This window comes from Paracoccus wurundjeri, assembly GCF_030678915.1.
Classification (GTDB): Bacteria; Pseudomonadota; Alphaproteobacteria; order Rhodobacterales; family Rhodobacteraceae; genus Paracoccus; species Paracoccus onubensis_A.
In genome coordinates, this window is the sequence record NZ_JAUUTZ010000024.1 from 1 (window position 1) to 17647 (window position 17647).

At 60.6% G+C, this 17647-nt stretch carries 16 protein-coding genes; 6 read left to right on the top strand and 10 right to left on the bottom strand.

The window, feature by feature from the left end:
* Nucleotides 1-208: 208 nt before the first annotated feature.
* The 9 genes from recR to Q0601_RS19275 all read right to left on the bottom strand — a co-directional run bounded on the left by recR (nt 209) and on the right by Q0601_RS19275 (nt 10223).
* The gene (gene recR / locus Q0601_RS19235; RefSeq protein ID WP_305291537.1) at nt 209-808 is read right to left on the bottom strand and encodes a recombination mediator RecR; all 600 of its coding nucleotides are present in this window, start codon (nt 806-808) and stop codon (nt 209-211) included.
* Between the two features lie 4 nt (nt 809-812).
* Nucleotides 813-1157, bottom strand: a complete 345-nt coding sequence (locus tag Q0601_RS19240; protein ID WP_305291538.1) for a YbaB/EbfC family nucleoid-associated protein — start codon at nt 1155-1157, stop codon at nt 813-815.
* Nucleotides 1158-1160: 3 nt separating this feature from the next.
* Nucleotides 1161-2954: a DNA polymerase III subunit gamma/tau gene (locus Q0601_RS19245; protein WP_305291539.1), complete on the bottom strand. Its 1794-nt coding sequence runs from the start codon at nt 2952-2954 to the stop codon at nt 1161-1163.
* Between the two features lie 56 nt (nt 2955-3010).
* Complete coding sequence (locus Q0601_RS19250) at nt 3011-4495, bottom strand: inorganic phosphate transporter (RefSeq protein WP_305291540.1); 1485 nt, start codon at nt 4493-4495, stop codon at nt 3011-3013.
* Nucleotides 4496-4602: 107 nt separating this feature from the next.
* Complete coding sequence (locus Q0601_RS19255; RefSeq protein ID WP_305291541.1) at nt 4603-5628, bottom strand: oligopeptide/dipeptide ABC transporter ATP-binding protein; 1026 nt, start codon at nt 5626-5628, stop codon at nt 4603-4605.
* Nucleotides 5625-6650, bottom strand: coding sequence for an oligopeptide/dipeptide ABC transporter ATP-binding protein (locus tag Q0601_RS19260; RefSeq protein WP_305291542.1), 1026 nt, complete (start codon nt 6648-6650; stop codon nt 5625-5627). The genes Q0601_RS19255 and Q0601_RS19260 overlap by 4 nt, the downstream gene beginning before the upstream one ends.
* 1 nt (nt 6651) lies before the next feature.
* Nucleotides 6652-7575, bottom strand: coding sequence for an ABC transporter permease subunit (locus tag Q0601_RS19265; RefSeq protein WP_305291594.1), 924 nt, complete (start codon nt 7573-7575; stop codon nt 6652-6654).
* A gap of 6 nt (nt 7576-7581) precedes the next feature.
* Nucleotides 7582-8505: an oligopeptide ABC transporter permease OppB gene (gene oppB / locus Q0601_RS19270; protein ID WP_305291543.1), complete on the bottom strand. Its 924-nt coding sequence runs from the start codon at nt 8503-8505 to the stop codon at nt 7582-7584.
* Nucleotides 8506-8618: 113 nt separating this feature from the next.
* Nucleotides 8619-10223 (bottom strand): peptide ABC transporter substrate-binding protein, encoded by a 1605-nt coding sequence (locus Q0601_RS19275; protein ID WP_305291544.1) that lies wholly within the window; start codon nt 10221-10223, stop codon nt 8619-8621.
* Nucleotides 10224-10349: 126 nt separating this feature from the next.
* Between Q0601_RS19275 and cobU the strand changes: the two genes are divergently transcribed.
* The 5 genes from cobU to Q0601_RS19300 all read left to right on the top strand — a co-directional run bounded on the left by cobU (nt 10350) and on the right by Q0601_RS19300 (nt 15156).
* A complete protein-coding gene (gene cobU, locus Q0601_RS19280) occupies nt 10350-10880 on the top strand; it encodes a bifunctional adenosylcobinamide kinase/adenosylcobinamide-phosphate guanylyltransferase (RefSeq protein WP_305291545.1) in 531 nt (176 codons plus the stop codon).
* Entirely contained in the window at nt 10867-11820 is a 954-nt protein-coding gene (gene cobT, locus Q0601_RS19285; RefSeq protein WP_305291546.1) for a nicotinate-nucleotide--dimethylbenzimidazole phosphoribosyltransferase, read from the top strand. Before cobU ends, cobT begins: the two co-directional genes overlap by 14 nt.
* Complete coding sequence (gene cobS, locus Q0601_RS19290; protein ID WP_305291547.1) at nt 11813-12526, top strand: adenosylcobinamide-GDP ribazoletransferase; 714 nt, start codon at nt 11813-11815, stop codon at nt 12524-12526. The genes cobT and cobS overlap by 8 nt, the downstream gene beginning before the upstream one ends.
* Nucleotides 12527-12655: 129 nt before the next feature.
* Complete coding sequence (locus tag Q0601_RS19295; protein WP_305291548.1) at nt 12656-13297, top strand: TRAP transporter small permease subunit; 642 nt, start codon at nt 12656-12658, stop codon at nt 13295-13297.
* Complete coding sequence (locus tag Q0601_RS19300) at nt 13294-15156, top strand: TRAP transporter large permease (RefSeq protein ID WP_305291549.1); 1863 nt, start codon at nt 13294-13296, stop codon at nt 15154-15156. Before Q0601_RS19295 ends, Q0601_RS19300 begins: the two co-directional genes overlap by 4 nt.
* A gap of 164 nt (nt 15157-15320) precedes the next feature.
* On the opposite strand, the gene Q0601_RS19305 is transcribed toward Q0601_RS19300, so the two are convergent.
* Complete coding sequence (locus tag Q0601_RS19305; RefSeq protein ID WP_305291550.1) at nt 15321-16151, bottom strand: phosphogluconate dehydrogenase C-terminal domain-containing protein; 831 nt, start codon at nt 16149-16151, stop codon at nt 15321-15323.
* Nucleotides 16152-16249: 98 nt separating this feature from the next.
* On the opposite strand from Q0601_RS19305, the gene Q0601_RS19310 reads away from it, so the two are divergent.
* Nucleotides 16250-17638 carry a four-carbon acid sugar kinase family protein gene (locus tag Q0601_RS19310; RefSeq protein ID WP_305291551.1) on the top strand — a complete coding sequence of 463 codons (1389 nt, stop codon included), beginning with the start codon at nt 16250-16252 and terminating at the stop codon, nt 17636-17638.
* Nucleotides 17639-17647: the final 9 nt, after the last annotated feature.

Consider the following 17647-nt stretch of genomic DNA (forward strand, 5'->3'; position numbering starts at 1 on the left):
GGGCGGCTTCTTCTTTTTTTTAAACGCCCCTGGCCGTACTGGTGGGGGTCCCCCTACTGGGGGCGGTCTTGAGGGGTCTCTTACGCTCCAAGCCCCCACCCGGGGGGGGCCCGCCCCCCGCACCCCCGAGGTATTTACCACAAAGAAGAAAGAGGCGGTTGTCGGACCGCCTTTTGTTTTTTCGGATCGCGTTTTCGGGCCGATGATCCTACAGGCTGCGGCGCGCCCTTAAGGCGGCACTGATCGTGCCGTCGTCAAGATAATCGAGTTCCCCGCCGATCGGCACGCCTTGCGCCAGACCGGTGACGACGACCTCATTGGATTCCAGTGCGTCGGCGATGTAATGCGCCGTTGTCTGGCCATCCACGGTCGCATTGAGGGCGAGGATCACTTCCCGGATGCCTTCGCTCGCGATACGGTCGATCAGGCTGGGGATACCGAGATCTTCGGGACCGATTTCGTCCAGCGCCGAAAGCGTGCCGCCAAGGACGTGATAGCGACCACGAAAGGCGTGACCGCGTTCGAGCGCCCAAAGGTCGGCCACGTCCTGCACCACGCAGATTTCGCCATTGGCGCGGGCCGGATCGGAGCAGATCACGCAGATGTCGCGGTCGGTGATATTACCGCAGGTCAGGCATTCGCGCGACGCATTGGCGACGCTGTCCAGAAGCTGGGCAAGCTGGATCATCTGACCGTTGCGTTTGCGGATCAGGTGCAACACGATCCGCCGGGCCGAGCGGGGCCCAAGGCCGGGCAGCCGCGCGATCAGCGCGATCAGCGCCTGAATGTCGTCGCTGCCCTCGGTCATGCGCCTAGAAGGGCAGTTTCATATCGGCGGGCAGGCCAAGTTCCTGCGTGATACGCGACATTTCGGATTGCATCTTGTCCTGCGCACGGCGCTGCGCGTCCTTGATGGCGGCAAGGATCAGATCCTCGACCACTTCTTTCTCGCTTGGCTGAAAGATCGAAGGATCGATATCGAGTGCCGTCAGCTCGCCCTTGGCGGTGCAACTGGCCTTGACCAGACCCGCGCCGGATTCGCCGGTCACGATGATCTTCTCCATGTCATCCTGCATCTGCTGCATGCGGTCCTGCATGTCCTTGGCGGCTTTCATCATCTTGGACATGTCGCCAAGCCCGCCCAATCCCTTGAACATTATTTAATCCTCATCTTCGAAAGGGTCCCATTCCTCGACTTCGGCGACGGGGCCGTCGATGTCATGCGGGTTCGCCGCGCCTTCGGCTGCTATTTCCTCGGTCTTCGCAGTCTCAGATACGAAGCGGGTGACGTTTTTCAACTCGGCTTCCGGAAAAGCCGCGAAAATCTGCTGCACGATGGGTAGTTGCAATGCCCTTTCGCGGGCCTCTTTCGCGTCCGCTTCGCGGGTTTCCGCGATTGTCGAGGCGCCGCCGCTATTCGAGACAGTGACAACCCAGCGCGCGCCCCCGGTCCAGCCGCGCAACCGCTCGGCCAGTCGCTGCGCGAAATCGGCAGGCGGGTTGGCACGGGGCTCGAACTCGATCCGGCCGGGGGAATAGCGGATAAGCGCGACATGACGCTCGACCTGCATGAGCAGCAGCATGTCGCCCATGCGCCGGATCATCTCGATGACCGAGGCGAAGTCGGGATAGGCTGCGAAAACATCCGGCGACAAGGCAAACGCGGTTGCCGCGCCCGAAGGTTGCACCATTGTCGACGGGGCAGGGCGCGCGGCACGCGGCGCCTGGCTGTTCGGTGCCTGACCGTTCATGGGAGGGGGGGCATTGCCGCGCGCGAATTCGCCCGCGCTCTGCGCCTGCTGAACCTTGCGGATCAGTGCCTCGGGGTCGGGAAGGTCGGCCACATGCGTCAGGCGGATGATCGCCATCTCGGCGGCCATCATGGCGTTGGGCGCGGCAGAGACCTCTTCCAGCGATTTGAGCAGCATCTGCCACATCCGGGTCAGCACCCGCATCGGCAGGCGGCCGGCCAGATCCTGACCGCGTGTGCGCTCATCCGGAGAAATGGTCGGGTCCTCCATGGCTTCGGGCGTGATCTTGACTACCGAGATCCAATGCGTGATCTCGGCCAGATCGCGCAGCACCGCCATCGGATCGGCGCCATCGGCATATTGCGATTGCAATTCGGTCAGGGCGCTTGCGGCATCGCCGCGCAGGATCATTTCGAACAGGTCGATGACCCGGCCGCGATCCGCCAGCCCAAGCATCGCGCGGACCTGATCGGCCCCGGTTTCGCCCGCACCGTGGCTGATCGCCTGATCCAGAAGGCTGGTCGCATCGCGTGCGGAACCCTCGGCGGCGCGGGTGATCAGGGCCAGCGCCTCATCGGTGATCTGCGCCTCTTCCGCGGTGGCGATGCGGCGCAGAAGGGCGATCATCACCTCAGGCTCGATCCGGCGCAGGTCGAAACGCTGGCAGCGCGACAGGACGGTGACGGGCACCTTGCGAATCTCGGTGGTGGCGAAGATGAATTTCACATGGGGCGGCGGCTCTTCGAGCGTTTTCAAGAGCGCGTTGAAGGCGCTGGTCGACAGCATGTGGACTTCGTCGATGATGTAGATCTTATAGCGAGCTGAGGCTGCCCGGTAATGCACCGAATCGATGATTTCGCGGATATCGCCGACGCCGGTGCGCGAAGCCGCGTCCATTTCCAGAACATCGACATGGCGGCCTTCGGTGATCGCGGCGCAATGTTCACATTGTCCGCAGGGTTCTGTCGTCGGTCCGCCCTGACCGTCGGGGCCGATACAGTTCATGCCCTTGGCGATGATCCGGGCGGTGGTAGTCTTCCCGGTGCCGCGGATACCGGTCATGATGAATGCCTGCGCGATGCGGTCGGCGGCAAAGGCATTCTTCAGGGTGCGCACCATCGCATCCTGCCCGACCAGATCGGCGAAGGTTTCGGGCCGGTATTTGCGGGCCAGCACCTGATATGCGGGTTTTTCGTCGCTCATGCGTTCCTCGGCAGTCGTGCCACTCTAGCCATGGCGGCGATGGCGGGCAACAGGGCTTACGATGCGATCAGCCTGATCCCAAGGAAAATGACGCTCGACAGCAGCGCGGCGGCGGGAACGGTGACGATCCATGCAGCTGCGATGGTTAGCACATGAGAGCGGCGGACCAGTTTGCGTCGGCGGCGCTCATTCGGGGCAAGCCGGGGGCGGTCGGGGATCGCAAGATGCGCCATGCGCAGCCGGCGCTCGGAATCCCATTCCCGGAAAAATCCGACACCGAACACGGCGCCGACCGCGATATGGGTGGAACTGACGGGCAGGCCAAGCCAGCTTGCCAGGATCACGGTGATTGCCGCTGACAGGGCGACGCAATAGGCGCGCATCGGGTTCAGCTTGGTGATCTGGCTTCCAACCATGCGGATCAGCTTCGGTCCGAACAAAAACAGCCCGAACGAGATTCCGAATGCGCCGATCAGCATCACCCAGAGGGGAATGCTGACGGATTCGGTGAAGTTGCCGGTGGCAGAGGCCGAGACGATGGCGGCAAGCGGTCCGACCGCATTTGCAACATCATTCGCGCCATGGGCGAAGCTCAGCAAAGCGGCCGAGACGACCAGCGGGATGCCGAACAGTACTTTCAGCGATTTGTTCCGGTTTTCCAGCCCATGCGACTGATAGCGGATGATCGGGATCATCGCCAGCCAGACCAGCAGGCCCAACGCGACGCCGATCAGCATTGCCGTGCCCATCGAGATCGTAATGACATGATTCAGGCCCTTCAGCGCAAGATAGGCGGCGAAGGTGCCCGCCATGATCCCGACCAGCACCGGAACCCAGATCCGCGCGGCGGCGATCTTGTCGTCGCGATAGATGATCCGTGCCTTGATGAACCACAGGAATCCGGCAGCGCATAATCCCCCAAGGGCCGGTGAGATCACCCAGCTTGCCGCGATTGCGCCCATTGTGCCCCAGCTGACCGCAGTTATCCCTGCGGCCGTGATTCCGGCCCCCATGACACCACCGACAACGGAATGGGTGGTCGAGACCGGCGCGCCGATCCATGTCGCCAGATTCACCCATAGCGCCGAGGCCAGAAGCGCCGCCATCATCGCCCAGATGAAGACCGCGCTGTCGGCCATGCTGGAGGGCGCAATGATCCCCTTGGAAATGGTCGAGACGACATCTCCTCCGGCAATCAGGGCGCCCGCGCTTTCGAAGATCGCGGCGATGGCGATGGCGCCGCCCATGGTCAGCGCATTGGCGCCGACCGCCGGGCCCATATTGTTGGCAACATCGTTGGCGCCGATATTCAGTGCCATATAGGCACCGAAGCCCGCAGCGATCGTTACGATCAGGGCGTTGTTCTCATGCCCAAGGAACAGCAACGCGGCAAAGCCGGCCAGCACGATGAAGACCAGGGCAATGCCCGGACCGATCAGCGAACGGCCGATATTGGCCGTGGCCATTTCGAGATTGGAGAACCGGCCAAGATCGCGGTCCAGCGTCTCGAGATGACGCGCTTCGAAATTCTTGTCCGCCATAACAGCTCCTTGCAGACGAATGTTCTGCCTATGAGTGATTCACCCCGGTGGCAAGTGGTGCCTGCGCATTGGCCGGTTGTTGCCGATGGCGATGGCGTTATTTCCGGTTAGGCGGTTTCGACACGCCGTGCCACTGCGATCTCCTCTTCGGTCAGAGGGCCGGGGAAATGACATGCGGTCCGATGCGAGTCGCCGAATGGAACCGGTGTTTCTGTGGCGCATTTCCCGGTCGCGCGCGGGCAGCGCGTGCGGAAGACGCAACCGGAGGGAGGCGCGAAGGGCGATGGCAGATCGCCCGCCAATGGCACGATTGAGGCGGCCATGTCATGGGAGGGATCGGGAATCGGCACCGCTGACAGAAGCGCCTGAGTATAGGGATGCAGGGGTGCGGAATAAAGTTCGGCCGTCGCGGCGGTTTCCATGACCTTGCCCAGATAAAGCACCAGCACCCGATCGCTGATATACTTCACTACCGACAGGTCATGGGCGATGAAGATCAGTGCGAGGCCGAATTCCTTCTGCAACCGGATCAGCAGATTGATGACCTGCGCCTGAATCGAGACATCCAGCGCGCTGACCGGCTCGTCGCAGATGATCAGCTTCGGTTCCACGATCAGGGCGCGGGCAATGCCGATCCTTTGGCACTGTCCGCCGCTGAACTCATGCGGATAGCGGTTGATCTGGTTGGATAGCAGGCCGACCTTTTCCATGATCGCCTTGACCCGCTCTTTCACCTCCGGGCGTTTCAGCCGGGGATTATGCGTGATCAATGGCTCGGCGATGATCTGGCCCACGGTCATGCGCGGATTCAGCGAGGCCAGAGGATCCTGAAAGATCATCTGGATATCGTTGCGGTATTTCATCATCTTGCCGGGTGACAGCCCGATGAGATTCTTCCCGTCGATCCATTCTGCCTGACCTTCGGCAGGCACCAGCCCGATCAATGCGCGCGCCAATGTCGATTTCCCGCAGCCGGATTCGCCTACGATTCCCAGCGTCTCTCCGGGGTTGAGGCTGAAATCGACTCCGCTGACGGCATGCAGATTGCGCGGAGGGGTCCACGGCCAGTCGCCTTCGCCGCGCAGGTGAAACGTCACGCGCAGATCGCGCACGTTCAGCAGGGGGCGGGTCATGCCTGTCCTCCTTGCGTCACATGTTGGGGTGCCGGCGTTCGGGGCAGGCGGTACTGCAACACGTCGTCCAGGGGAACAAAGCACGCGCGAGACCGTGCTTCCGCGAAGGGTTCCAGCACCGGACGGCTATTTGCGCATTCCTCGCGCGCATAGGGGCAGCGCGGCTCGAAGGCGCAACCCGCCGGTGGGCATGTCATATTGGGCGGGGCGCCGGGGATGACGGCAAGCTCGTCGCCGTCATGGTCGATCCGCGGGATCGCATGCAGCAATCCTTGCGTATAGGGATGGGCGGGGCTGGCGAAAAGCGGGCCGACCGGGCCGGTCTCGCGGATACGGCCGCCATACATGACCGCTACCTGCTTGCATGAACTGGCGACGACGCCCAGATCATGGGTGATAAGGATCATCGCCATGCCTAAATCGCGCTGCAATTCCGCCAACAGCGTCATGATCTGCGCCTGCACCGTCACGTCAAGCGCCGTCGTCGGTTCATCCGCAATCAGCAATTGCGGGCGGCATAGCAACGCCATCGCAATCATGACCCGCTGCCGCATCCCGCCCGAGAACTCATGCGGATACAGCCGCACCCGCCCTCTGGCATCGGGGATATGAACGGCATCGAGCATGCGGATGGATTCGGTCACGGCGTCGCGCTTGCTCATGCCCTTATGCAGGGTCAGAACCTCTGCCATCTGGTCCGAGACGCGCATATAGGGATTCAGAGAGGTCATCGGGTCCTGAAAGATCATCGCGATCTTCTCGGCCCGGATGCGGTTCAGGGTTTTCAGCGGCGCGTTCAGGATTTCCTGCCCGTCAAAGCGAACCGAACCCGTCGCCCGGCCATTCCGCGCCAGAAGCCCCATGATGGCGAAAGAAAACTGCGACTTGCCGCTGCCGGATTCGCCCACCATGCCCAGCGTTTCGCCCGGCTTCACCGACAGATTCACGTCATTGACCGCGTGAACCGTGCCGTCATTGGTCTGAAAGCTTACATTCAGATCGGTTATGTCCAGTAAAGCCATATCAGCGATCCTTCGGATCAAGCGCATCACGCAGCCCGTCTCCGATGAAGAAAAAGGCGAAAAGCGTGATGACGAAGAAAAACAGCGGGAAGGCAAGCTGCCAGATCGTGCCGTAGGTGATCGTATCGGCGCCTTCCGAGATCAATGCGCCCAGCGAGGTCAGCGGTTCCTGTATCCCAAGCCCAAGGAAACTGATGAAACTTTCAGTCAGGATCATCAGCGGCACCAGCAAAGTGGCATAGACGGCCACCACCCCCAGAAGATTGGGAACGATATGGCGGGTGATGATCTTCCAGCCCGGCACGCCCGTGGCGCGGGCGGCCTCGATGAATTCGCGGTTCTTCAGGCTCAGGGTCTGGCCGCGCACGATGCGCGACATTTCCAGCCAGGAAATCATGCCGATGCCCAGAAACAGCATGCCGATCGAACGTCCGAACATCACCAGCATCAGGATCAGAACGAACATGTAAGGGATCGACATCAGGATATCGACAAGCCGCATCATGAACTGATCCACGCGCCCGCCGATGAAACCGGCCGCCGCGCCGTAAAGCGTGCCGACGATCATTGCGATGGCCGCGCCGACGACGCCTACCATCAGCGAGATCTGGGTACCCTGTACGGTGCGCGAAAACAGATCCCGGCCCAGATCGTCGGTGCCGAAGTAATGGCCGTTCTCGATCGAGGGCGCGCCCATCTGGGCCACTTGCCCCATGACGGCGAAATCCAGCTCTTCATTCGACCAGACCGCGAAGAATTCTCCGAGCAATGCGAACAGAACTACCAGCACCAGCAGCAGCAGCCCGACAATCGCCGCCTTGTTGCGGAAGAACCTCTTTCGGGCATCGGCCCAGGGACTGCGGCCCTTGACGTCGTCCCGGACCATCCGATCGGCGAGGCTTTGCATCTTGGCTTGCTCGATCATCATGGTTCAGTACCGGATCTTGGGGTCGATCCATACGTAAAGGATATCGACCAGCAGGTTGAACAGGATCGTCAGCGTCCCCAGCAGGATGGTTACACCCATCATCACCGCATAATCGCGGTTCAATGCGGAATCGACGAAGGATTTCCCGATGCCACCGGTCGAGAAAAACATGTCGATCACGACCGAGCCCGTGATCATCGAGACAAAAACCGGGCCAAGATAGCTGATGACCGGCAGCATGGCAGGTTTCAGAGCATGCCGCAGGATTACCCGGCGCTCTGGCATGCCTTTGGCGCGGGCGGTGCGGATATGGTTCGAGCCCAGCACCTCGAGCATGGACGAACGGGTGATGCGGGTGATCGAGGCCATGTAGCTTGTCGCAAGTGCGATGACCGGCATGATCCAGAATGTCGGATCGCTGAAGCTCCAGCCGCCGCCGGGCAAAAGCCTGTACCACAGCGTGAAGATCAGCAGAAGGATCGGCGCCATCACGAAATTAGGCAGTACCTGTGCCCCGATCGAGATGCCGACAGCCAGATAATCCAGCCAGCTATTGTGCCAGATCGCGGCTGTCACGCCGAGTATGACACCGACGAGGACCGCAAGGAGGAATGACAGAATCCCATAGGTCAGAGTGACCGGAAAACCCTTGGCGATCAACTGGTTCACCGTTAGATCGGGATAGACGAAGCTTGGGCCGAAATCGAAATGCACGACGATGCCGTAAAGATAATCCCAGATCTGTTTCCACAGCGGGTCGTCAAGCCCGTATTTCGCATTCAGATTGGCCAGAACCGCCGCCGGAACCTCGCGGTCCTTCGAGAAGGGTCCGCCGGGGGCGAAATGCATCAGGATATAAGAGATGACGATCAGCAGCAGCAGCGTAGGTATCGCTACGGCCAGCCGTCGCAAGACATATGCCAACATCCGGGAGCCTCCCTGAAAATTAAAAGATCGGTACCTGCACAGTTGTTAGGTCAGGGCTTATGACCGAAACCGGGAAGGGAAGAAACCCCTCCCGGTGGATTCATTGGATACGATTACTCGGCCACGCGATAAAGTTCCTTGGCGTACCAGTCGCCCATCACGTTATCCAGCGGAACACCACGCAGATCGGGTTTGATCATGTTCGGCTGCGCATAGTGATAGACCGGGGCCAAAGCCATGTCGCCAATCAGAAGCTGTTCCATCTTTTTGTAATTCTCGGCCGGGTTTTCCTCGGTGGCGGCATCTGCCAGCAACTGGTCGTATTCTTCGTTCGACCACATGCCGTTATTGTCGCCATCGGTTCGGAACCAGTCGAGGAAGGTCGAGGCTTCGTTGTAATCCGCGCACCAGGCATAGCGCTGAACCTCGAAATCCTGATTGTTGCCCTTGTCGACGAATACCTTCCATTCGTAGTTTTCCAGCGTCAGTTCCACGCCGATGGCCTTCCAGAACTGCTGCACCGCGATGGCGATCTTCTTGTGATCCTCTGACGTGTTATACATCAGCTTGAGTTTCAGCGGATTGTCGGGACCGTAACCTGCCTCGGTCAGCAATTCCCGGGCTTTCTCCATTCGTTCGGGCTGCGTCCAGTTTGCCATTTCGATCTCGGGCTCTTCGAAACCCTCCATCGCCCAATGGGTCCAGTAATAGGCCGGCTTCTGTCCGCCCTGAAGTACCTTGTCCACGATGATATCGCGGTCGATCGCATAGGATAATGCTTGCCGCACGCGCAGATCCTTCAAGGCTTCGGGGCCTTTTTCCGAAAGATTGAAGACGTAACCATAGGAGCAAGCCCAGGGGACCGAGATCGCCTCGTCGGGAAATTCCTCCTTGAGCTTGGGGTATTGCCCGGCGGGGATCAGGTTGAACCAGTCGATCTCGCCTGCCTGATAGCGGGTCAGCGCGATGTTCTGGTCGTTCACGGTGATGAAGTTCACCTCATCGATGATCGTGTTTTCGGCATCGTAATACTGATCGTTCTTGACCGCCGTTGCCTTGACGCCAAGATCGTGGCTTTTCAGCACATAGGCGCCGTTTCCGACCAGATTGCCGGGTTGGGTCCATTGCTGACCATGCTCTTCGATCACTTTCTGCGGGACAGGGTAGGTCGTGGCATGATCCAGTGTTTTCAGGAAATAGGGGGTGGGCTTTGACAGCTTGACCTCAAGCGTCTTGTCGTCAATTGCCGTTACGCCCAGTTCTTCGGGCGATGCCTCGCCCTTCACCACTGCGGTTGCGTTCTCGAGATTCATCAATTCCACGAACCACGCATATTCCGAAGCTGTCTCGGGATCCGCGGCGCGGCGCCACGCATAGACGAAATCGCCTGCGGTGACCGGGTCGCCATTCGACCATTTCGCATCGCGCAGATGGAAGGTATAGGTCAGCTTATCGTCGCTGATATCGTGGCTTTCGGCCATGCCCGGCACCATCGCCCCGGTGTCGTCCTGTGTCATCAGCCCTTCGAAAAGCTGCCGGATCATGTCCGAGTCGGTGCGCGACTCGGTCAGTTGCGGGTCCAGTGTTTTGATCGCATCCAGAATCCAGAAGCTCAGGCTTTGATCCTCGGCCAGTTTTTCCCCTTCGGCGGGCTGGGCGGCATAAACGGGCAAGGACAACACGGTCACAAGCGCCGTTGTTGCGAAGAACTTGGTCATGGGGTTCCTCCATGTTGATTATCGGCGCTTCTGCGCCTTGATGAACCCAATGCTAAAACATCGGTTCGCGCGGTAAAGCCGATTTGTCGCTTTCCTATTAAAGGCGATTGTGGAAAAGAGAGCCTGATGACGACATTCAGGCATATCACGCTGGTTACCGGCGGTGCGCGATCGGGCAAATCTGCATTGGCCGAACGGTTGGTCGCGCGCCATGATCTGCCTCGCATCTATATCGCCACGGCACAAGGAGGCGATGATGAGATGAAGGAAAGAATCAGGCAACATCAATTGCGTCGCGGGGAAGCTTGGAATTTGGTTGAAGAGCCGGTCGCACTTGCCGGGGCGTTGCGCAAGACCGACGATCAGGGCGTCCGGCTTGTCGATTGCCTGACCTTATGGCTTGCGAACTGTCTGGACAGCGCGGATATGCAGGAACTGATAATAACCTTACGTCAACAAGTCTCGCCGGTGGTGCTGGTGACGAATGAACTGGGGCAAGGGATCGTGCCCGCGAACGTGACGGCACGGCGATTCCGCGATCTTCATGGCTGGATGAATCAGGCCGTGGCCGAGGTCGCGGATGAGGTCTGGATGGCGGTCAGCGGTCAGCCTCTCAGGCTGAAACCCGGGCGGGAGGACATCGATGAGATCCTTTGACGAAGGGGTGGCCGCCGCCGCGCTGGCGCGACAGAACAATCTGACCAAACCTCCGGGTTCTCTGGGCAGGCTTGAAGAACTGGCCGTGTTCATGGCCGGCTGGCAGGGACGGGAAGATCCCAGGATCGATCGGGCGCAGGCCATTGTGTTCGCAGGCAATCACGGCATCGTCGCGCAGGGCGTGAACCCGTTCCCGGCCGAGGTAACGGCGCTGATGGTTCAGAATTTCCGCGCTGGCGGAGCGGCGATAAACCAGCTTTGTCGCGTGGCGGGGGCGGAACTGTCGGTTTTGCCGCTGGACCTGGAGCGTCCGACCCGTGATTTCACCCAAGGCCCCGCGATGGATCTATCCGAGGTCGAGGAGGCGATGACGGCGGGGGCGGGCGCGGTCGATCCGGATGCGGATGTGCTTTTGCTGGGCGAGATGGGGATCGGCAATTCCACCGTTGCGGCGGTGCTTGCCGCCTGGACCTTCGGAGGAGGCGCGGAAGACTGGGTCGGACCGGGAACCGGTGCCGAGGGCGAGGTTCTGGCCAGGAAACAACAGGCAGTTGAAGCGGGGCTGGCGCTGCATCGCCCGGCCACTGCCCGCGAGGCTTTGTCGGCCTTTGGCGGACGCGAGCAGGCGGCGATCTGCGGCGCCGTGCTGCGCGCGCGCGACTTGGGGTTGCCGGTGCTGCTGGACGGGTTCATCTGCACGGCTGCGGCGTCGGTTCTGACGCGCGACGATCCGGGTGCGCTGCGCCATTGCCTGATCGGACATGAAAGCGCCGAGCCGGGGCATCACAGCCTGATCGAGGCACTGGGGATGAAGCCGGTATTGTCGCTGGACATGCGCTTGGGCGAAGGGTCGGGTGCTGCGGTGGCGTTGATGTTGCTGCGGGCTGCCATCGAGTGCCACAATGGCATGGCAACATTCGCGGAGGCCGGCATTGGCTAGGTGGCATCAATTCGTTCTGGCGCTGGTCTTTCTGACACGTCTGCCTCTGGAGCGTCTGCTGCCCCGGCATATCCTGTCTCTGGCGAAAAGCAGCTGGGCATTCCCGTTGGTCGGAGCCATTGTCGGCGCGGCGGCGTCGCTGACCTTTCTGCTGCCGGGTCCGTCGCTGCTGCACGCTGCGCTGGCGCTGGCGCTGGCGGTCTGGCTTACCGGGGCGCTGCACGAGGACGGACTTGCCGATTTCGCGGATGGCGCGGGCGGTCGCGACCGCGAAGACCGGCTAAGGATCATGCGCGATTCGGCGATCGGCAGTTACGGTGTGATCGCATTGATCCTGACCAGCCTGATCCGGGTGGCGGCGATCAGCGTGCTGAGCCCGTGGCATCTTATCGCCGCCGCCGCCTGCGGCCGTACGGCGATCATTCTGGTTCTGGGCGGGCTTTTGCCTGCCCGTCCGGATGGGTTGGGTCATGCCGCCGGCACGCCCGGCGCGCGCAATGTCGGCATGGTTTCGATCATTGCGCTTCTGTTTCTGCTGCTGGCCGGAGACGGCGCGATGTTTGCCCTGATCGCCGGTTTGCTGGCAACCGCGGTAACGATCCGTCAGGCCCGGGTCTGGCTGGGCGGGCATACCGGAGACGTGTTGGGCGCGACGTCAGTCCTGACCGAGACCGCGGTTCTTGCCGCTTTTGCGCTCTGGATCTGAGAGTTCAGGACGGTTCAGAGATTTTCTTGACGCCTGCATATGCTTAACGCATACCCCCTGCACCATTCATAAGAGCCGGAAAACCGGTGAACCCGCAACCAGCGGGTAAGACATAAAAGGGGGGAACCGATGGGCGGGCTACTTGTTTTGTCGCGCGGCATCGACCGCGTGAACAGCCTGATTGGGCGCGCTGCGTCATGGCTGATCCTGATCGCCATATTCGTTAGCGCGGTAAATGCGGTGATCCGCAAGGTTTTCAATGAATCATCAAACGCCTGGCTGGAACTGCAATGGTATCTTTACGGTACCGCGTTTCTGCTGGCAGCGGCCTATACTCTGATGGAGAACGAGCATATCCGCATCGATATCCTGTATGGAGGCCGCTCGCGGCGCACCCAGCACTGGATCGATCTGATCGGGCATGTGCTCTTCCTGATGCCGCTGGTGATTCTCACGCTTTGGCTGGCATGGCCGTGGCTGATTATCAGCTATGAGCGGCACGAGATGTCGATGAACGCGGGCGGTTTGGTTCGCTGGCCGGCAAAAGCGGTGCTTGTCGCAGGATTCGTGCTGCTGTTCTTTCAGGGCATATCCGAAATCATCAAGAAAATCGCGGTGATGCGTGGATTGATCAAGGATGATCACGTGCCTACCGGGCATCAGGTGCCGCTGGATGTGGATCCGGAGCTGCTGGCGCAAGCGGGTCTGGGCCCCGAAGCCGACAGGAAGGACGACGTGACCAGCAAGCCGGGCGAGGAGACACGCAAATGATGGAGCTCATCGCCCAGAACATGGCGCCGATCATGTTCGTTTCGCTGATCATCTTCCTGCTGTTGGGATATCCGGTGGCGTTTTCGCTGGCCGCGAACGGCCTGTTGTTCTTCATCATCGGGGTAGAACTCGCGCCACTGTCCGGAGGCAATATCTATCTGGACTGGCCGCTTCTCCGCGCCTTGCCCGACCGGTTCTTCAACGGCGTGGTCTCGAACGAGACGTTATTGGCGGTGCCATTCTTTACCTTCATGGGGATCGTGCTTGAGAAATCCGGTATGGCCGAGGATTTGCTTGATACGATCGGCCAGCTTTTCGGACCCATCCGGGGCGGGCTGGCCTATGCAGTGGTCATTGTCGGCGCGCTTCTTGCCGCGACCACCGGCGTCGTGGCGGCATCGGTCATCGCCATGGGGCTGATTTCGTTGCCGATCATGCTGCGCTACGGCTATGATCGCCGTCTCGCGACCGGTACGATCGCGGCCTCGGGCACGTTGGCGCAGATCATTCCGCCCAGCCTCGTATTGATCGTGCTGGCCGATCAGCTGGGGCGCTCGGTCGGGGATATGTATAAGGGGGCGCTGATTCCCGGGCTGGTGCTGACCGGGATCTATCTGCTCTATATCTTCGTGATGTCGATTATCCGCCCGAAATCTCTGCCCGCATTGCCGATAGAGGCAAGAACATTGGGTTCGGGGGTGACCTCTCTTCTCGTCGCGCTGGCAGCGGGCGTGGCGATTTTCTATCTGGTGCTGAAATGGCTTTACCCGACTCATGGGAACGACGCCGATATTCTGGCGGCCGCGGTGGCGGTGATCGCCATATACCTTGTCGCGGTGCTGGACAGGATGCTGAAAATAGGCGTGATGTCGCGTCTGGCTCAGCAGGTGGTCATCGTGCTGATCCCGCCGCTGGCGCTGATCTTTCTTGTGCTTGGCACGATCTTCCTGGGTATCGCCACCCCAACCGAGGGCGGCGCCATGGGGGCGGTCGGCGCATTGGTGCTTGCGGCAGGCAAGGGACGGCTGAACCTTCAGGTAATCAGTCAGGCGCTTTCCGCGACAACCCGTCTGTCGGCCTTCGTGATGTTCATCCTGATCGGGGCAAGGGTGTTTTCGCTTACCTTTTACGGTGTGAATGGCCATTTGTGGGTCGAGCATCTGCTGACCTCGTTGCCGGGGGGGGAATATGGCTTCCTGATCGCCGTCTCGCTATTGGTATTCTTCCTTGCATTCTTCCTTGATTTCTTCGAACTGGCTTTCATCATCGTGCCATTGCTTGCGCCTGCGGCGGAAAGCCTTGGCATCGATCTGATCTGGTTCGGGGTGATCCTGGGTGTGAATATGCAGACCAGTTTCATGCATCCTCCGTTCGGGTTTGCACTTTTCTACCTGCGTTCTGTCGCGCCGCGGGAATCCTATATTGACAGGATCACCGGGCGGTCGATTGCACCGGTCAAGACCAGCCAGATCTATTGGGGCGCGGTGCCCTTCGTTGGTATCCAGATCCTGATGATCGTAATTGTGATCAGCTTCCCGCAATTGGTGATGCATTACAAAGGAGCGCCGATCGATCCTGCGAGTATCACCTATGAGGTACCTTCCGGCGGAATGAGTCTTGGCAGCGGAAGCGGCTTTGGTGAGCTTGGAGGGCTGGGTGGTTCTCCCTACGGTCAGTCTGGCAGTGACGCCCCTGCAGAGGCGGCCCCGGGCGGTTCAGGCGCGCTGGACGGTCCTCCGGATTTCGGCGCATCGGCAGATGACGGGCAGGAACCGGCACCTGCCGAGGAGCAGCCCGCCGGTGATCCGGGCGGCGGGTTGAGTCTGGATGGCCCGCCACCAGGGCTTGGCGGGAACTGAGGCGTCCCGGATTTGACATGAGATAACGACAGCGAGGCCGGGCAATCTGCCCGGCCTTTTTTAAAGTTTATTCAGTTTCATCGATTGGATCGCTTCAAATGAGCCAGCCTGAAACGTGACAGTCCGGTATTTCCCTACATAGTGGGCTGCGCAACCAAGACCCGTCAGGTGATCCGCCGGATGCTGTCGGCGATTTCGTCCCATTCAAAGACCCGCTTCCAGTCGTCGCGCATCAGTACCGGCTTGCCGAATTCGATGGCCTTGTTGCAGGCATCGGAAAAGGCGCCCTCGCGCTCTTCGAAGATCACGGCGCCCAGGATGTTCATATGTCCAAGCAGGAAGTCCCGTGCGCATTCCTTACTGACGCCGCTGCGGCGGACGCATTCGTCCATTGCTTCCCGCATCACGCTGAGAAGCGAGGCGCAAACGGTCTCGGACAGGCCCGGCTCCAGCATCGCCATCTGTTTGACGGTGACTTCATATGTCCGGGCAACGGGGGCGTAGATAGCGCGGGCGATCCGCTCGCCCAGTTCGTAATGCTCACGCGGACCCTGCATCAATGCGTTCACGACGCCTTGTTTTGCCGCGATTCCGCCGAAATGGTCACGGCGGCCCTCTTCGGTGGTTTCGTCGTTGAAGATCGGCGGGTGGCAGGGATGGGTGACGAAATAGGTGATATCGTCACGTTCCGGCAGATGTCCCGCGAAAGGGGCGGCCGCATCAAGAATGACAATCATCGTGCCCGGAGCGACCGCCGGGACGACCGTCGAAGCGACCTTGCCGATCACCGTGTCCGGCACCGCAAGGATCACCACCTCGGCCCCATCAAGCGCCTGATCCTGATCGATGCAGTCAAATCCCAGTGCGTCCTTCAGCCGGGAGCGGCCATTTTCGCTTGGCTCGACATGGCGAACCTGAAAACCGGTTTTCGCCAGATTGGCGGAAAGGCGCAGGCCCATTTTGCCACCCGCTCCGAACAACGCGATATTTGTCATCTGATCTCGATCCTTTCGGGAAATAGCCGCTTGCTTAACTGGTATGATAAGATGATAATGATATGAATATGTCAAGGGCTTCGAGGAAAGGAGACAGGATGACCGGCTCGCAAGCGCCTTGGGTGACGTGGTTTGGTGACGATTTCACCGGCTCGGCGGCGGTGATGGAGGTTCTGGCCTTTGCGGGCCTGCCTTCGGTCCTGTTCACGGATATTCCGTCGTCGGGGATGCTGGCGCGATTTGCGGATTGCCGTGGGATCGGTATCGCCTCGACGGCCCGCAGTCACGATCCCGGCTGGATGGAGGCAAATCTTCCCGCGCCGCTGCGTTTTCTGCACGGGCTGGGGGCGCCGATCCTGCATTACAAGATCTGCTCGACCTTCGATTCGACGCCGCAGACCGGCTCGATCGGGAAGGCGATAGAGATCGGGCTTGGCATCCGGCAAGCGGCTGCGGTACCGCTGTTGACCGCTGCGCCCGCGATGCGCCGCTATCAGGCTTTCGGGAACCTGTTCGCAGCGACGCTGGACGCTGTTCACCGGCTGGATCGTCACCCGGTCATGGCACATCATCCGGTTACGCCAATGGCGGAAGCGGACCTGTTACGGCATCTTTCGGCCCAGACCGATCTGCCGGGCGGGCTGATCGATCTTGAAGCACTGAATGGCGATCCGCAAACCTGTCTGATGCGCCTTGTCAAAGAAGGCGCCCGGATCCTGTCGCTGGACAATATGGATGCGGTGTCCGAATTGGCAGCGGGTAAGCTGATCTGGGAAAACCGCGATATGCTTGGCTTCGTTGCCGGTAGTCAGGGCGTCGAATACGCGCTTGTGCGGTATTGGCAGAAAAGCGGGATGCTTGCGCCGCCCCCCACGGCACAGGGCGCGGGCAGCGCGGATCGGATCGTTGCCGTTTCCGGCTCTGTCTCGCCGGTCACGGCGCGTCAACTGGACTGGGCTGGTCGCAATGGTTTTACGCTTCTGGCTTTCGATGCCTCCGCTGCATGCGCGGATCCTTGGATACTTGCGGCAGAAGAGGCGCGACTGATCGACGCTGCTATACAGGCCGCCGAACATGGTGCCAGCCCGTTGGTTCATTCCGCGTCGGGGCATGACGGACCCGAAATAGCGAGATTTCGCGCGGCATTGGCCCGAGGCGGGGTTGATCCCGGAACCGCCAACCGCCGGGTTGGCGAGGCATTGGGACGAATCCTCGATGCGGTTCTGCAAAGGACGGGCATTCGTCGCGCGGTCATTTCCGGCGGCGATACCTCGGGGCATGGGATGCGGCAACTGGGCCTTTCGGCATTGGTGGCCAGGGCGCCGACCGTACCGGGCGCGGCGCTTTGCACGGCCTATGGCGATGGTCCGCATGACGGGCTTGAGATCGCATTGAAGGGTGGCCAGATGGGGTCCGAGGATTATTTCGGCTGGATCCGCGATGGGGGAGGGGAAAGATCATTCCCTGCCGGAAGCCAGCCGACGTGACCCTTGCCG

Coding starts and splice junctions, on each gene's coding strand:
- Q0601_RS19305 (WP_305291550.1), bottom strand. CDS start 16,151: ATGACAAATATCGCGTTGTTCGGAGCGGGTGGCAAAATGGGCCTGCGC.
- Q0601_RS19240 (WP_305291538.1), bottom strand. CDS start 1,157: ATGTTCAAGGGATTGGGCGGGCTTGGCGACATGTCCAAGATGATGAAA.
- Q0601_RS19245 (WP_305291539.1), bottom strand. CDS start 2,954: ATGAGCGACGAAAAACCCGCATATCAGGTGCTGGCCCGCAAATACCGG.
- Q0601_RS19265 (WP_305291594.1), bottom strand. CDS start 7,575: ATGATCGAGCAAGCCAAGATGCAAAGCCTCGCCGATCGGATGGTCCGG.
- cobU (WP_305291545.1), top strand. CDS start 10,350: ATGACGACATTCAGGCATATCACGCTGGTTACCGGCGGTGCGCGATCG.
- Q0601_RS19250 (WP_305291540.1), bottom strand. CDS start 4,495: ATGGCGGACAAGAATTTCGAAGCGCGTCATCTCGAGACGCTGGACCGC.
- Q0601_RS19295 (WP_305291548.1), top strand. CDS start 12,656: ATGGGCGGGCTACTTGTTTTGTCGCGCGGCATCGACCGCGTGAACAGC.
- Q0601_RS19300 (WP_305291549.1), top strand. CDS start 13,294: ATGATGGAGCTCATCGCCCAGAACATGGCGCCGATCATGTTCGTTTCG.
- cobT (WP_305291546.1), top strand. CDS start 10,867: ATGAGATCCTTTGACGAAGGGGTGGCCGCCGCCGCGCTGGCGCGACAG.
- Q0601_RS19260 (WP_305291542.1), bottom strand. CDS start 6,650: ATGGCTTTACTGGACATAACCGATCTGAATGTAAGCTTTCAGACCAAT.
- Q0601_RS19310 (WP_305291551.1), top strand. CDS start 16,250: ATGACCGGCTCGCAAGCGCCTTGGGTGACGTGGTTTGGTGACGATTTC.
- Q0601_RS19275 (WP_305291544.1), bottom strand. CDS start 10,223: ATGACCAAGTTCTTCGCAACAACGGCGCTTGTGACCGTGTTGTCCTTG.
- Q0601_RS19255 (WP_305291541.1), bottom strand. CDS start 5,628: ATGACCCGCCCCCTGCTGAACGTGCGCGATCTGCGCGTGACGTTTCAC.
- recR (WP_305291537.1), bottom strand. CDS start 808: ATGACCGAGGGCAGCGACGACATTCAGGCGCTGATCGCGCTGATCGCG.
- oppB (WP_305291543.1), bottom strand. CDS start 8,505: ATGTTGGCATATGTCTTGCGACGGCTGGCCGTAGCGATACCTACGCTG.